General features: G+C 30.3%; 17 protein-coding genes. 7 read left to right on the forward strand and 10 right to left on the reverse strand.

Features of this window, described 5'->3' with window-relative positions; genetic code table 11:
* The 6 genes from H9I45_RS07130 (at position 1) to H9I45_RS07155 (ending at position 5,634) form a co-directional block, all read left to right on the forward strand.
* Positions 1 to 354, forward strand: coding sequence for a hypothetical protein (locus H9I45_RS07130; protein ID WP_140422765.1), 354 nt, complete (start codon positions 1 to 3; stop codon positions 352 to 354).
* Positions 351 to 1,268: an AraC family transcriptional regulator gene (locus H9I45_RS07135; RefSeq protein WP_088354663.1), complete on the forward strand. Its 918-nt coding sequence runs from the start codon at positions 351 to 353 to the stop codon at positions 1,266 to 1,268. The genes H9I45_RS07130 and H9I45_RS07135 overlap by 4 nt, the downstream gene beginning before the upstream one ends.
* 16 nt (positions 1,269 to 1,284) lie before the next feature.
* On the forward strand, positions 1,285 to 1,917 hold the full coding sequence (locus H9I45_RS07140) for a GyrI-like domain-containing protein (protein WP_088354664.1): 633 nt from the start codon (positions 1,285 to 1,287) through the stop codon (positions 1,915 to 1,917).
* Between the two features lie 99 nt (positions 1,918 to 2,016).
* Positions 2,017 to 4,194 carry a TonB-dependent receptor gene (locus H9I45_RS07145; protein WP_088354665.1) on the forward strand — a complete coding sequence of 726 codons (2,178 nt, stop codon included), beginning with the start codon at positions 2,017 to 2,019 and terminating at the stop codon, positions 4,192 to 4,194.
* Between the two features lie 373 nt (positions 4,195 to 4,567).
* Entirely contained in the window at positions 4,568 to 4,987 is a 420-nt protein-coding gene (locus tag H9I45_RS07150; protein ID WP_088354666.1) for a DUF2141 domain-containing protein, read from the forward strand.
* A 23-nt stretch (positions 4,988 to 5,010) separates the two neighbouring features.
* Entirely contained in the window at positions 5,011 to 5,634 is a 624-nt protein-coding gene (locus H9I45_RS07155) for a hypothetical protein (RefSeq protein WP_088354667.1), read from the forward strand.
* Between the two features lie 145 nt (positions 5,635 to 5,779).
* Here the strand turns inward: H9I45_RS07155 and H9I45_RS07160 are convergent, their stop codons facing one another.
* The 10 genes from H9I45_RS07160 to kynU form a co-directional block, all read right to left on the reverse strand.
* Complete coding sequence (locus H9I45_RS07160) at positions 5,780 to 6,913, reverse strand: amidohydrolase family protein (RefSeq protein ID WP_088354668.1); 1,134 nt, start codon at positions 6,911 to 6,913, stop codon at positions 5,780 to 5,782.
* Positions 6,914 to 6,975: 62 nt separating this feature from the next.
* On the reverse strand, positions 6,976 to 7,494 hold the full coding sequence (locus H9I45_RS07165; RefSeq protein WP_088354669.1) for a 3-hydroxyanthranilate 3,4-dioxygenase: 519 nt from the start codon (positions 7,492 to 7,494) through the stop codon (positions 6,976 to 6,978).
* Between the two features lie 207 nt (positions 7,495 to 7,701).
* Positions 7,702 to 8,481: an SDR family oxidoreductase gene (locus H9I45_RS07170; protein ID WP_088354670.1), complete on the reverse strand. Its 780-nt coding sequence runs from the start codon at positions 8,479 to 8,481 to the stop codon at positions 7,702 to 7,704.
* A gap of 74 nt (positions 8,482 to 8,555) precedes the next feature.
* On the reverse strand, positions 8,556 to 8,774 hold the full coding sequence (locus tag H9I45_RS07175; RefSeq protein WP_088354671.1) for a DUF6500 family protein: 219 nt from the start codon (positions 8,772 to 8,774) through the stop codon (positions 8,556 to 8,558).
* Complete coding sequence (locus tag H9I45_RS07180) at positions 8,767 to 10,209, reverse strand: aldehyde dehydrogenase (protein ID WP_088354672.1); 1,443 nt, start codon at positions 10,207 to 10,209, stop codon at positions 8,767 to 8,769. The genes H9I45_RS07175 and H9I45_RS07180 overlap by 8 nt, the downstream gene beginning before the upstream one ends.
* A gap of 1 nt (position 10,210) precedes the next feature.
* Positions 10,211 to 10,903 (reverse strand): phytanoyl-CoA dioxygenase family protein, encoded by a 693-nt coding sequence (locus H9I45_RS07185; RefSeq protein ID WP_228455081.1) that lies wholly within the window; start codon positions 10,901 to 10,903, stop codon positions 10,211 to 10,213.
* 41 nt (positions 10,904 to 10,944) lie between these two features.
* On the reverse strand, positions 10,945 to 11,349 hold the full coding sequence (locus H9I45_RS07190) for a RidA family protein (protein ID WP_088354673.1): 405 nt from the start codon (positions 11,347 to 11,349) through the stop codon (positions 10,945 to 10,947).
* A gap of 1 nt (position 11,350) precedes the next feature.
* Positions 11,351 to 11,872: a DUF1697 domain-containing protein gene (locus H9I45_RS07195; protein ID WP_088354674.1), complete on the reverse strand. Its 522-nt coding sequence runs from the start codon at positions 11,870 to 11,872 to the stop codon at positions 11,351 to 11,353.
* On the reverse strand, positions 11,873 to 13,282 hold the full coding sequence (locus H9I45_RS07200) for an FAD-dependent oxidoreductase (protein ID WP_088354675.1): 1,410 nt from the start codon (positions 13,280 to 13,282) through the stop codon (positions 11,873 to 11,875). It lies immediately after the preceding gene.
* A gap of 197 nt (positions 13,283 to 13,479) precedes the next feature.
* Positions 13,480 to 14,739, reverse strand: a complete 1,260-nt coding sequence (kynU, locus tag H9I45_RS07205) for a kynureninase (RefSeq protein ID WP_088354676.1) — start codon at positions 14,737 to 14,739, stop codon at positions 13,480 to 13,482.
* A gap of 108 nt (positions 14,740 to 14,847) precedes the next feature.
* Between kynU and H9I45_RS07210 the strand changes: the two genes are divergently transcribed.
* A complete protein-coding gene (locus tag H9I45_RS07210; protein ID WP_088354677.1) occupies positions 14,848 to 16,035 on the forward strand; it encodes a C40 family peptidase in 1,188 nt (395 codons plus the stop codon).
* The last annotated feature ends 100 nt before the right edge of the window (positions 16,036 to 16,135 follow it).

The following is a 16,135-nucleotide window of genomic DNA, read 5'->3' on the forward strand; positions in this document are numbered from 1 at the left end:
ATGAAAAATATACTCTTTAAATATGTTCTTTTCTCCTTCCTTTTAGGAAGTTTTATTTATTTTTCTTCTTTATTCAATGTTCAATTACCTCAATTTGTTCGTTTTTACGTGAATGATTTTCTAATCATTCCAATCGTTTTATTTCTTTGTTTACAGGTTTTAAAACAGACTAAAAACAATCCGAATTATAAAATTCCTTTTTTAATAATTTTATATCTCTGTTTTTTATATAGCCTTCTTTTCGAATTCGTTTTCCCAAATTATTTAGCAAGATATACCAAAGACTATATAGATATTCTTTTATACTTTGCAGGCGGAATTGTATTCTACCAACTTCAAAAGATTGATACATGAAAACTTCAAAAATAGCTAAAGAAAATATTGCTCGATTAAATGTTGCAATTCAATTTATTGAAGAAAATTTAGACACCAAACTTACTTTAACTATTATTGCTGAAAAAGCTCATTTTTCTCCTTTTCATTTTCATCGTTTATTTTCTTTAGTAGTAGAAGAAACTCCAAATAATTTTATCATTAGAAAAAGAATTGAAAGTGCAGCTTCTTCTCTATTACATCAAAAAGAGAAAACAATTACAGAAGTTGCAGAGGCAGTTGGCTTTGGTAATTTGTCTTCATTCTCGAAAGCTTTTAAAAAGTTTTATGGCATCTCTCCAAATCAATTTAAAGAAGAAAGTCCGGATAAATTTAGCAAGATTTGCAAAACAGAAAGCAAAAACGGACAAGTAAAAATTACTTTCGAACAATATATTTGCAATATTAATAACGCTTTAAATTGGTTACAAATGAATGCAAAAACAGAAATTAAAAAAATTCCAAGATTAGATTTAGCATATATTTCTCACAAAGGAAAAATGGAAGCAATTGGCAGTGTTTACAATAAATTAGTAAAATGGGCAACTCAAAAAGGATTGATTAATGAAGAGACAAGAATGTTAACAATTTATCACGACAGTCCTAAAATTACGAATCCAAATAACTTAAGAATGAGTGCTTGCATCATTTTAAATGATCCTATAGAACTTGATGGAGAAGTGAGTTTAAAAATTTTATCACCAACTAAATGTATTGTTTCTCGTTTCGAAATTACTCCTTTTCAATTCCAACAAGCTTGGGAATCTTCTTTTGCTTGGATGATAGAAAAAGGGTACAAAAAATCGGAAACTGCTCCTTTCGAAATTTATTACAATAATGCTGCTGAACATCCAGAAAATAAGTTTATTGTAGATTTATGCATTCCTATTATATAAAATTTTATTTTTTTAAATGATGAAACACGAATGGAGAAAAAAGGAAAAAGATGTATATGTTCCTAAAGCAAAGCCAGAAATAATTAAAGTTCCTGAGTATAGCTTTTTCACGATTTCCGGAAAAGGAAACCCAAATAATCCTCATTTTGCAGATTATATAGCTCCTTTATATGCGCTTTCTTATGCAATAAAAATGGGTTTAAAAAAGAATCCTGTTTTAGAAGATTATTACGATTACACTGTATATCCTTTGGAAGGTGTTTGGGATATTTCTGATGAAGCAAAGAAAAACTTCAACCCAAATTTACCCATAAATAAAGACGAATTAGTTTTCACTTTAATGATTCGTCAACCAAATTTTGTAACAGAAAAATATGCTTTGGAAGTAATTGAAAAAGTAAAAATTAAAAAACCAGATTTATTAATTGAAAAAGTAAAGTTCGAAAAAATAGAAGAAGGTTCTTGTATACAAATGTTACACATTGGCTCTTATGACAATGAAGCTACCACTTTTAAAATTATGGAAGAATTTGCTAAAAAAGAAGGTTTAGAAAGAGAATCTAAACTTCATAGAGAGATTTATCTATCTGATTTTAGGAAAGTTGCAACAGAAAAATTAAAAACAGTTTTACGTTTTAAAACAAAATAATCTTACTACAATTCATCACAAAAAAATTACAACTCGGTATTTGTTTTTATTTTTCAGCAACAAACTATTTCATCTTTGTACCATAAAAAAACTAAAACGATGAAACGTATTCTATTTTTATTAATTACACTTTGCCAATTTTCTTTAATTGCACAAACCACAGTTTCAGGAAAAGTTACAGATTCTAAAAACAATCCTATTTTAGGAGCAAACGTTTATTTAGATGGCACTTACGATGGAACCTCAACAAACGAAAAAGGGGAATTTAGTTTCAAAACAGAAGAATCAGGAAATCAAACGTTGGTAATTTCCTTTGTTTCTTTTGAAACTTATACAAAAACGGCAAATGTAAAAACCTTAAATAATTTAAAAATAAAATTGCGAGATGATGTAAATTCTTTAGATGCAGTAGTAATAAATGCAGGAACTTTTGAAGCTGGAGAAAAAGGCAAAGTAACCGTTTTAAAACCTATGGATATTGTAACCACAGCAAGTGCTTTGGGCGATTTTGTAGGCGCTTTACAAACATTACCAGGAACTGCTGCTGTTGGCGAAGATGGACGATTATTTGTAAGAGGTGGAGAAGCAGAAGAAACGCAAATTTTTATTGATGGCGCAAGAGTTTTTACGCCATTTACACCAACTACAAACAACATTCCTACAAGAGGAAGATATTCTCCATTTTTATTCCAAGGAATTACGTTTTCTACAGGTGGTTATTCTGCTGAATATGGACAAGCATTATCTAGTGTTTTATCACTAACAACTATAGACGAACCAGATCAAGAAAAAACAGACATCTCTTTAATGACTGTTGGTTTGGGAGTTGGAAACACACAAAAATGGGACAAAAGTTCTTTTAGCATTAATACTTCTTACATCAATTTAGCTCCTTACAATGCCATTTTTAAAGATAGAAATACGTGGAATAAACCTTTTCAATCTGCAAATGGAGAAATGGTTTTTAGACAAAAATTCAAAGACGATTCTATGCTAAAACTATACAGTGCATATAGTTATTCAGATTTTGATGTGATACAAGATGACATTAATTTTGATGACGGTTTGCGTTTCGGATTGCAAAATAGAAACTTATATTTTAATGCATCTTACAAAAATAAATTTGGCAACAATTGGAAATATGAAACCGCTTTAAGTTACACAAACGACAATACGAATGTTAATTTTATGGAGGATAAAATAAATAGTAACGACAATTCGTACCACTTTAAAGCCAAATTAAAAAAACGTTTTTCAAGTAGATTTCGTTTAAATTTTGGAGCAGAATATTTTATAACCAATTACGACGAAAGTTATACTCCAAATAACAGCAATAAATTCGATTATGGTTTCGATAATAATATTTTTGCTTCTTTTATAGAAACCGATATTTTCTTCTCGAAAAACTTGGCTGCAAAAATTGGAGTAAGAGCAGAAAATTCTGAATTGTTAAACGAATTTACAATCTCCCCAAGAACTTCAATTTCTTATAAATCAGGTAAAAATTCGCAGTTTTCTTTGGCTTATGGTCAGTTTTACCAAAATCCGAATAACGAATATTTAAAATTCAGTCAAAATTTAAAAGCACAAAACACATCGCATTTAATTGCCAATTATCAATCTGTAAAACAAGGTCAAATATTTAGAATCGAAGCTTATTATAAAGACTATAATAGTTTGGTAAAATTCGATAATAATTCAACAAATTTTAATGATAATCAGCCTAATTTTAATTCAACTTTTAACAATAATGGAACTGGATTTGCCAAAGGAATAGATGTTTTTTGGAGACAAAATGGCAAAATAAAAAATACCGATTATTGGGTTTCCTACTCCTATTTAGATACTGAAAGAGACTACAGAAATTACCCAAATACTGCAAGACCAAATTTTGCATCGAAACATAACTTATCTGTTGTTGCCAAACATTTTATTACAGATTGGAAAAGTCAGGTTGGTTTGAGTTATCAATTTGCCTCTGGCAGAATTTACACAAACCCGAACAAAGCTGGTTTCTTAAATAGTCAGACTAAAAACTTCAACAATTTAAGTTTTAATTGGGCGTATTTATTAGATCAACAAAAAATATTATATTTCTCTGTAAACAACGTTTTAGGCACAAAAAATATTTTTGGTTATAACTATAAAAACACCCCAAACATGAATGGAAATTTCGAAAGACAAGCAAGAATTCCCAATGCAGATAGTTTCTTTTTCGTAGGTTTCTTCTGGACAATTAGCGACGATAAAACCTCAAATCAATTAGATAACTTATAATTATTAGGAGCTATTTCCAGCTTTCCATTTTATCTTTTTGTTGAAAAAACAAAAAGGATGTCATTTCAATCTGGGCTAGACTTGTTTGCAAACTAATTGCCATAATCAAAAAAAGACTGTCCTTTAAAATATTACTGAAATTAAAAGTTATTTTAATTGAAAGTAGCTTGCGAAGCAAATAAGTAGAATTGAGAAATCTTAAACATAAATTTAAGATTTCTCCATAAAGTCGAAATGACATTTAAAAGAAAGAACCTTGAAACTTAATAAAATCACAATTCAGTATTAAAAAATTACAATTCGGTATGTTTCTTGTTTTAAAGTTTAAAAAACATACGATATTTACATCATCAAACAAAAACAACAAACAATTATGAAAAAATTACTTTTAATAATAGCAATCATTTTCGGAGGAATTTTCACAACAAATGCACAAGAAAAAACTTACGATTTAACTATAAATATTTCTGGTTTAGATTCTAACAAAGGAAAAATTTTAATTGCATTGTATAACGAAGAAGGTCAGTTTTTAAAAAAACGTTTTAAAGACGGAATAACAAAAATTACCGATAAAAAAGCGACTTATACTATAACAGGAATTCCTAAAGGAGAATATGCTGTTTCCTTTTTTCATGATGAAAATGACAACAATAAAATGGACACAAATTTCTTGGGAATACCTAAAGAAGACTATGGTTGTTCTAACAATGCTAGAGGATTTATGGGCGCTCCAAAATACAAAGACGCTAAATTTCAATTGTCAGAAAATAAAACAATCCAAATAAAAATATAAGTCAACAACTAAAACTTTATAACATGAAAAAATCAATCTTAATTATCGCGTTATTATTTGCAGGAATTATCTCTGCACAGTCAAAATATCAAACAGGAATGAAAAAAGCTTTTTCTCATTGGGAAAAAGGAGAAATGGTAAAAGCTTCTCAACTATTTGAAAGAATTTCGAAAGCAGAACCTACTAAATGGAAACCTGCATACTATGCTGCAACAGTAGAAATTTTAGGAAGTTTTGGTTTAAAAGACGAAGCTACTTTAAATACCAAATTGAAAAAAGCACAAGAATTTTTAGATGTTGCAAAATCTAATTCAGAAAATAATCCTGAAATTTTAATCACGCAAGCTTTATTAAATACTGGCTATATTGCTTTTGACGGACAAAAATACGGAATGACATTATCTGGAAAAAATGCTCAATTATATGCAAAAGCATTAGCAATTGCACCAAGCAATCCAAGAGTAATTATGGGAAATGCAGAATGGAATATGGGTGCAGCTCGTTTTTTCGGAAAATCTACAAAACCTTATTGTGACGAAATTAAAAGAGCCATCAAATTAGGAAAAGAAGAAAAAATCGAAGAAGAGTTTTACCCAAAATTTATGGAATCGAGAGCTTTGGAAGTGCTAAAGCAGTGTGGAAAATAAAATTAGTTTGCAGTCTTCAGTTGGCAGTCAAGTATCTGACTGAAGACTGCCTACTTTAACAATTGTCATTTCGAACGAAACACAGTAAAGTTTAGAAATCTCTTTATTAAAACTAAAAGATTACTCCACAAGGTCGAAATGACATTTATACTTTTAAAATCTTATTAACCAAATCTTGTTTCGCTTTTTCATCATCACCAAACAACCATTGTAAAACGTTATCTTCCCAGATTTGCCCTTTTTCAACTTCAGTAATAATATTTCTTTCAATTGCTAAATCTAAAATTTTTCCAGGATAAGAAGATTGTGCATCACTTTCCATTTCTCCTAAAGGATAAGGATCATCCAAGCCCATTAAAACCTGACTTGTTCCTTGTCTTTTAAACATCAAATGCAAAGAATCTGTATCGTGAACTAACGTATCAAAAAAGATGTTTTTATGTCCGATTGCTTTTCTTGGATGCGTTTTTCCTTCAAATAAATCGGGTCTTCCATCAAAACCTTGAATTCTTCTTCCCAAGTTCATTTGTGCTAATTGACCTCCATGTGCAAAACAAGTTCTAATATTTTTGAAACGCTCTTGCATTCCGTTTAACGTATAAAAATGATATGCATCTCCACATTGTGCCAACATCCAAATTAAGTGAAAACGCCAATTGGTATTTTCCAATTTTATCATTTTATCTCCATCATAAGGATGAATTTCAATCGCTAATTTGTATTTATCTGCCAATTCGAAAATTCGATCGTTTTCTTCATCAAAAACGCATCTCCATTGTCCAATTGAATCCATAAAATGCGTTGGCAAACACAAAACTTTTAAACCCAATTCTTCTACACAACGTTTCATTTCGTCTAACGCTCCATAAATAAAACCTGGATGCACTACAAAACCACAGGTAAATTTATCTGGATGATCTCGCTGAACTTTTGCATTAAAATCATTCTGAAAACGCAACGCTTTTTTCATTTCTTCCAAACGCAAACCATTTCCATATAATTGAGAAAGATTTAAAACAACTGCGTGATCTAACTTGTTTTTCTCCATCCAAAGTAACTTCTCGTCCAAGAAAAAACTGGAATCTGTTACAGGTCTTTTCCAACCTTTTTGTAACATATGCTTACGCTCATCATCTACCCAAAAAATTTCTTTATCCTTCATAAATTGAGGAATTTGCTCTGGGTAAGGCAATAAATGTGAATGTCCGTTTATTCGTAGTTTGCGAAGCCCCCTTTCCCCCAAAGGGAGAACATTTTTACTTTCTAATGGATTTGACATTACTTTTTTAATTTTAAATTTGGTCAATGCTTTCAGTTTTGAGTTCCTTCCCTTTGGGAAGGTTAGGATGGGCTCTTCATTACTGTTCCACAATTGTCGCAAGTACATTTTTGTTTGTCGGAATAATATTTGTCGAAAATAACTGGCATGTCTGTTTCTATATTGTCTAATGCAAATTCTTCTCTGTATAATGGATTTCCACAATTTTCGCAATACCATTCTAAAGCATCTAACATTCCTTCTGATCGTGGATATTCAATTACCAAACCAACTGTATTTTCTTTTCTTTGTGGCGAATGTGGCACTTTTCCTGGCAGTAAATAAATATCTCCTTCGTTAATTTCTACATCAATCATTTCTCCTTTATCGTCTATGATTTTTAAAATCATATCTCCTTCTATTTGATAGAAAAATTCTGGAGTTTCGTTATAATGATAATCTTTTCTATTATTTGGTCCACCAACAACCATAACAATATATTCGCCATTATCCCAAACTTGCTTGTTACCAACTGGCGGTTTTAATAAATGACGATGTTCATCAATCCACTTTTTAAAATTTAAAGGTTGTACTAAATTCATTTTATTGATTTTTAGATTATTGGATGTTTTGATTGTTTGACTTTAAAATTACTGATTTTTAATGTCTTTTTAAAATCTCTTTTTGTTTGCCTTTAATTACTAAATTCTGCAAACAAGTTTAGCCCTGATTGAACGGTTTGTTTGAGCTCTTTTTTCTTTTTCAGAAAAAAAGCGAGTAGTGAAAGCAGGAAATAGCTCCTAAAAAAACTACAAAGATTTTGTTCTTCCACCATCTACAGGAACGTTAATTCCGTTGATAAAACTGGCTTTATCACTTGTTAAAAACACAATTGCATTGGCAATTTCCTCTGGTTTTGCAAAACGTTTTGCTGGGGAAGCATTCATCATATTTTTAGAAACTTCTTCAATTGAGTTTCCTGTTTTGTTTGCTTTATTTTTAATAATTTCATTTAAACGCTCTGTTCCTGTTGCTCCTGGCAAAACATTATTTACTGTAATGCCGAATTCGCCCAACTCATTTGCCAAGGTTTTAGACCAACTTGCAACTGCGCCACGAATAGTATTTGAAACACCCAAACCATCTAAAGGCTGTTTTACAGATGTTGAAATTACATTTACAATTCTACCAAATTTTTGTGTTTTCATAAACGGAACAATTGCTTGTACCAAAATATGATTGCACTTTAAATGTTGCGTAAAAGCGCTTTCAAATTCTTCGATTTTTGCATTAAATATTGGACCTCCAGCTGGACCTCCAGTATTGTTTATCAAAACATGGAACTGTAGTTCTGACTTCTCTAAAACTTGTTTCAGCTCATTTGGTTTCGAAAAATCTGCAATTAAATAATTGTGATTCTGGTTTCCGTTATTTGATAATTCTTTTAAAACTGATTGTAACTTTTCTTTATTTCTGGCAAGTAAAGTAACATTAGCTCCTTCTTCTGCCAATAATAATGCTGTCGCTTTTCCTATTCCTTGCGTGCTTCCGCAAACTAAAGCGTTTTTGTTTTTTAGTTCTAAATTCATTTTATAGATTTTAGAATTAAGAAACAAGAAAAGAGACTTGCTCGTCTTTTCTCTTGAATCTTTCTTCTTGATTCTTATTTATTTTCTGTAATCATTTTCTTAATCTTAACCGCTTTTTCGAAATGATCTAATTTATGGGTTTCAATCCACCAAGTTGCAACTTCTAATAATAACTTTGGGTTATCATTTTTATTTTTGAAAAATGCATAAAAAGACAAACCTACATTATCTCCTTTTTTAGCGATTTTCTCGTTACAAACTTCTATTATTTTTTCTCGTATTTCTTTATTCATACTGTATACATATATTCTTTGGCTCTGTAAAGAAACGCAACGCTTCAAAACCTCCTTCTCTTCCTACTCCACTATCTTTTGCGCCACCAAAAGCTGTTCTTAAATCACGTAACATCCACGTATTTACCCAAACAATTCCTGTGTGTAATTGTTTAGAAAACTGCATAGTTCTGTTTAAATTATTCGTCCATAAAGTTGCTGATAATCCGTATTTTACATCATTTGCTAATTGCAAGGCTTCTTCATCTGTTTTAAATGACATAATGGTTACAACTGGACCAAAAATTTCTTCTTGATTCAGTCTGCAATTATTGTCTGAAACTTCTATAATTGTGGGTTGTAAGTAATAACCGTTTTCACAATTCTTGACTGTGCCTCTGTCACCTCCAAAAAGAATTTTTGCGTTTTCTACTTCAGCAATATCTATATAACTTTTTACTTTTTCTAAATGCTCTTTAGAAACTAATGCTCCTATATTCGTAGTTTCTTCTGATGGATTTCCTACTTTTAATTCAGAGACTTTTTTAATAAAATCAGTTTTGAATTTCTCGTAGATTTTTTCTTCTACTAAAATTCTACTTCCACATAAACAAATTTGACCTTGATTCGCAAACGAAGAACGTACTGTGGTTTCTAACATCTTCTCATAATCGCAATCTGCAAAAATGATGTTTGGATTTTTTCCCCCTAATTCTAAAGATAACTTTTTAAACATTGGCGCTGCAATTCTGGCAATATGTGCTCCTGTTTCTGTACCGCCAGTAAATGAAATTGCTTTTATATTAGGATGTTCTACAATTGCTTGTCCTGTTGAAGCTCCCAAACCATGTATAATATTTAAAACACCTTTTGGAAGACCAGCTTCATTACATATTTCACCTAATAAAAACGCTGTCATTGGTGTAATTTCACTTGGTTTTGCAATTACACAATTTCCAGATGCAATCGCTGGAGCAATTTTCCACGTAAATAAATACAAAGGTAAATTCCATGGAGAAATACAACCTACAACTCCAAGTGGTTGACGCAATGTAAAATTCATCGCATTTAAACCTACACTTTCATGTGCTTCTGATGAAAACTGCGTAATTGCATTTGCAAAAAACTGAAAATTCGCTGCAGCTCTTGGAATGTCAACTGCTTTTGCTAAACTTATTGGTTTCCCATTATCTTTTGATTCTGCTGCTGCTAAAAATTCTAATTTATCTTTTATTAATTCTGCAATTTTAGACAAGATTTTACTTCTTGTTGCTAAAGTTGTGTTTGACCAACTTGGAAATGCTTTTTCTGCTGCTTCAACTGCTTTTTCTACATCATCTTTTGAAGAATTTGGTATTTGTCCGTAGATTTCTCCTATTGATGGATTGTAGTTATCAATATATTCTCCCTTTATTGGATCTTCGAATTTTCCGTTTATGTAGTTTTTTATGTTCATTTTAAATAACTTTTTTCTCCAACCATTCCATAGGAATTTCTTGATTACAAAATTCTAAATGAATTACTCTTCTATCATTTTCTGATATTGATTTTTGAGAAGCATGCAACAATAATGGTTTCATCAACATAATTCCGCCTTTTGCGATATTACAAGTAACTTCTTGTCCTTCATTATTAGCATTGAAATTAGTATCGACTCTTATAATTCCTTTATTATGTGATTTAGAAATCACTTTTAAACACCCATTTGTTTTATCTGCATCGTCTAAATGAATTCTGAAAGTAACAGAGTTTTCTAAAATTTTCAAAGGTGGAATTACTCCTAATTGACCTTTTTTGTTTGTCCAACTACTATAACCTTGTTCTTCTGTTTTATTTTTGACACTAATACTTAAATCTTGATGATAACTCACAAACCAATTCGATTTACTTGGTTTGTTAAAGTAAATCGCTTTTGATAAAAAGTATTTGCCATCGCAAATTTTACTGTATAATTCTTTGAAATATTTACTCTCAAAAATAATATTTTGAAGTTCTGGAAATCTATTTAATAATTGCCTTTCTGAAAAATCGAAATTATGAGTTTCTATAAAATCAACCATTTTATTCAGTTCTTCTTGTTGAAAAATTTCTTCAACAATTGAAAAACCATTTTCTTCTAATTCTATTTTATCTCTGTTAAAATCTATCATAACTTTATGGATTCCTGCCTACGCAGGAATGACAAAACGAATTAAACTTTTTTATAAGCTGTAACCTTAATCTCCACCACCAAATCTGGATGTGGTAATTGATGTACAGCAACAGTTGTTCTTGTTGGCCCAGTTTCTTTATCGAAAAACTCTGCGTATGCTTTATTGTAACCTGCAAAATCATTCATATTTACCAAGAATGTAGAAACATCGACCACATCTTTTATACTCGCTCCTACAGTTTGTAAATTCTTGTCGATATTTTTTAAAACTTCTCTGGTTTGTGTTTCTGCATTCAAATATTTTGTTCCCATTTCATCAATAATATCTACTCCTGCAATTGTGTTATCTGGTCTTCTTGAACTTGTTCCTGAAACAAAAATAAAATCGCCCACAACTTTTACATGTGGATAAGCGCCTCTTGGTGTTACTTTTTTTTCTGACATATTATTTTGTTGCTAACTCTAATAATTTTAATGCTGTATTATAATTTCTTGTGGTTGCTGTTACATTCAATTTTCTTTCAAATAAATTATTAGAAAGTTTTGTTTTCGCAAAACCTGATGGACAATAAATAAAAACCATATCCTTATCAATTAAATATTCATCGTAATTAATACCTTTTACCTCAATTTTTGTTTCGTATACTTTTTTGTTTAAGAAAACAAACGCAACAATTTTAGTGTTATCCGTTGAAAAAGGATAATTAGCGATTGCTTTTTTCCATTCAGGAATTGTTCTTGCAATTACTGGAACATCAAAACCAAATTTGCTTTGAATTCCGTCTTTAATTTTATTACAAATTACAGATTTACCTTCATCTGATTCTAAAATAATATTTCCACTTTGAATATATGTTTGCACATTTTGAAAATCTAAATCATTTAATAATTCTCGTAAATCTGCCATCGGAATTTTGTTTTTTCCAGACACGTTTATTCCACGAAGTAAAACGATATATTTTTTCATCTACAATCCTGCAATTTTATCTTCTTGTAAAATATCGTTTGTTTCTTTAGTTACTTTATCTAAAATGACTTTCAATTCTTCTTTTGTCATATCTAAATGTGTATGAACTTCATCGCCAGAAATTAAATTCAACAGCGCTTTATCTTGTGCTCTACCTTTTTTCATGGCTTCATTATAACCAATATTTTCGTTGAAAGTCACTAAAGAATATTTAGATGAATATTCAGTTGTAAACGTTTTTTCCAAATCCATTTCTATTTTTCTTTTTTCTTTAAAAAGCGGATTTGCAACATGGTCTTTCATCTCGTGAAAATTATCTATAGCCAAGTCTGCAATGGCATCTGTGTCTTTTTTTCTTGCCTTTTGATAGGTTTTAAAAACTGTTTCCCAATCGCCTAAATCTTGATTTAAAATTTCATCTAATACAAAAACATCTTCAAAAGATGCGTTCATTCCTTGTCCGTAAAACGGCACAATTGCATGGGAAGAATCGCCAATTAATAATGTTTTATTTTTATAACTCCAAGGCGAACATTTTATAGTTCCTAAAGGGCCAGTTGGGTTGTTTATAAATTCTTGTTTAATATTTGGTATTAGTGCCAAAGCATCTGGGAATTCTTTCTCGAAAAACTCGGTTATTTTTTCTTCTGATGTTAAATTCTCGAAATTAAATTCACCTTCGTCATAACTTAAAAATAAGGTAACTGTAAAACTGCCATCCATATTTGGTAGGGCAATTAACATAAAATCTCCACGAGGCCAAATATGTAAATGCTCTTTGCTTATTTGATGCTTTCCAGATGAATCTGCAGGAATTTCTAATTCTTTATAACCATGATTTAGATAGTTTTGAGAATAGCTAAACAAGAATTTTCGTTCTGAGATGTAACTTTTTCTTAAAGAAGAACCTGCGCCATCTGCACCAAAAATAACTGCTGCTTCTACAGAAAATTCTTCTTTGGTATTGTAATCTTTAAAATGGGCAATATTATTTTCTATATCTACATTTTTACATTTTTTATTAAAATGAATGGTAACATTTTTATGCTTTTCTGCTTCATCTAGTAAAATTGCATTTAAATCTCCTCTAGAAATAGAGTTTATGTATTCATTTTCTCTTCCTGAATAATTAGAAGAAAATGTATTTCCTTCTTTGTCGTGCATTAACCTACCATACATTGGTATACAGATTTCTCTAGCCTTTTCTTCCATTCCGCATAAACGTAATGCTTTTAAACCTCTGTCTGATAATGCTAAATTTATAGATCTTCCGGCAGAAATATCTACTGTTCTTAAATCTGGTCTGCTTTCAAAAACCGCTACTTTAAAACCTCTTTGTGCTAGTCTTAAAGCTAATAAACTTCCGCATAAACCTGCACCAATAATTAATATTTTATCTTTTTTATTCATATTAAAAATATTCTTTAAATACTTTGTACAATAATCTTATTAATAAAATAACAAAGATTATTAAACCTGGTACTTCAATAGTTTCCCAAAAAGTTTTCTTCTTTTTTTTATTCATTTTCAATTTTTCTTTCATAAATAACACTTTATTTCGAGAATTCTATTTTGAGAAACTGAAACAAATTCAGCTTAATTTTTTTTTATAAAAGTGTTTGTAATATAGTTACCATTCTAAAAACATCTTCAAAAGAATTATACATTGGTGTTGGTGCACAACGTATTACATCTGGCTCTCTCCAATCTGTAATAATATTATTTTCCGTTAATTTTTTATGCAAACTTTTATCTGCATTTTTAACTTGTATAGATAACTGGCAACCTCTTTCTTTAGGATTTATGGGTGTAATAATTTTAATATCGTCAGAATTAATTTCATTAATTAAAAACTCGAAATATCCTGTTAGTTTTTCTGATTTTTCTCGTAAAGCTTCCATTCCAACCTCATCAAACATATCTAAAGATGCTTTTATGGCTGCCATAGATAATATTGGCGGATTTGATAATTGCCAACCTTCTGCACCTTCCATTACATCAAAAGGCTGACGCATGTTAAAACGTGTTGCTTTGTTATGATTCCACCAACCTGCAAAACGAGGTAAATCTTTATTTTTAGCATGTTTTTCGTGCACAAATAAACCTGCTAAACTTCCTGGGCCAGAATTTAAATATTTATAGGTACACCAAGCGGCAAAATCTACACCAGAGTTATGTAAATCAGGAGAAATATTTCCTGCTCCGTGCGCTAAATCAATTCCTACAACACAATTTTTTGCATGTCCAATTTCTGCAATTCTTTTTAAATCTAAAAACTGACCAGTATAATAATTTACGCCTCCAATTAATAATAAAGCAATTTCATCTCCTTGTTCTTCAATAATAGTTTCTAAATCTTCAATATGTAAAAGTTCTTGACCTTTTCTTGGTTTCCATTCGATAACATCATCTTCAGAAAAACCATGAAATTTTAATTGAGATTGTACAGCATATCTATCTGAAGGAAAAGCATCACTTTCTATAACAATTTTATATTTCTGTTTTGTGGGTTTGTAAAATGACACCATTAACAAATGTAAATTTGTTGTAAGTGTGTTCATCACCACAACTTCGATTGGTTTTGCGCCCACAATTTTAGCCATTTTATCGGTTAAATATTCGTGATAATTCAACCACGGATTTTTTGCTTCAAAATGACCTTCAACTCCTAAATTTGCCCAATCTTCTAATTCTTGATTGATATATTCTTTGGTTGATTTTGGTTGTAAACCCAAAGAATTTCCTGTAAAATAAAGCCATTCTTTTCCGGATTTGTCTTTCGGAATGTGAAATCGATTTCGTAAAGGAGAAAGTAGGTCTTCTTTGTCTTGCTGTTTTGCAAATGCTAAATTATTCTGATATTTCATCAACTAAAAAAATGAGTGTCTTCAAATATAAAACAATCTAACTTCAGAATTAAATTTAAAATAATTAATTACTATCTTTATTTTTGAATTAGATTACAAAAACAACTTATGAAATTGATAAAATATTTACTACTTATTTCTGTAATTCTTCTTGCTTCTTGCAATAATAATTCACTTTTAATAAGTGGTTTAAAAGGTGTAAATGATAGTTTTAAATCTCAATATGCACCAGATAAAAGAGTCGCTATTTACACCATTGATTTTGACAGTTATGATGATAAAATTATTGTTGAAGGTGAAACAGATTCTAAAGAAGCTTACGTAAAATTATTAGACAGTCTTAAAATTTTAAATGTTGAAATTGAAAATAAAATAAGAGTTTTACCAGATTCTGTTGTTGGGGATAAAATGTTTGCTGTTGCTAAAAATTCCGTGATAAATATTCGTTCGGAGCCAAAACATTCTGCAGAATTAGGCACTCAAGGTTTGTTAGGAATGCCTCTAAAAGTTTTAGACAAACAAGGCGATTTTTATAGAATTCAGACTCCAGATAGGTACATTTCTTGGGTTGATAAAGGTGGAATTTATAGAATGAACAAAGGAGAATATGATAATTGGAACACCTCTAAAAAAGTGCATTTTACACAAAATTTTGGTTATGTGTATTCGAAAAGAAGCTCAAATTCTGATATTATTTCTGACATTACTTTAGGTGGTCTTTTAAAATACCTATCTGAAGATGCTTCTTTTTACGAGGTAAAATATCCTGATAATAGAACTGGATTCATTAAAAAAAGTGAAAGTGTAATTTTTAATTCTTGGTTACAAAAACTAAAACCATCGCAAGAAAATATTGAAGCAATTGCAAAAAAAATGGATGGTTTTCCTTATTTATGGGGAGGAACTTCTTCTAAAGGTATTGATTGTAGTGGTTTTACAAAAATGGTGTATTTAATGAATGGCTTGGTAATTCCAAGAGATGCTTCGCAACAAATAAATGCTGGTAAAATTGTTGATAATAATTTAACTTTTGAAGGTTTAGAAAAAGGAGATTTATTATTCTTTGGTACAAAAGCAACTGTAGAGAAAAAACAAAGAGTCGTTCATGTTGGTATTTGGTTAGGAAATGGCAAAATGGAGTTTATTCATGCTTCTGGAAATGTGCATTTGAGTTCTATGGATTCTCTTCAGCCTAATTATGATGAATTTAATAAGAACAGGTATTTAGGAAGTAGAAGATATTTGGGTGTAAAAGATATTCATATTTTGGATTTAAAAGACACAATGAAGTTTTAGTAAAGTTAGCAAACTGGTATAGCCCTGATTGAACGGTTTGTTTGAGCTCTTTTTGAGGTACGAAAAAAAGCGAGTAGTGAAAGCAGGAAATAGCTTCAAA

The organism is Polaribacter haliotis (assembly GCF_014784055.1).
GTDB classification, from domain to species: domain Bacteria; phylum Bacteroidota; class Bacteroidia; order Flavobacteriales; family Flavobacteriaceae; genus Polaribacter; species Polaribacter haliotis.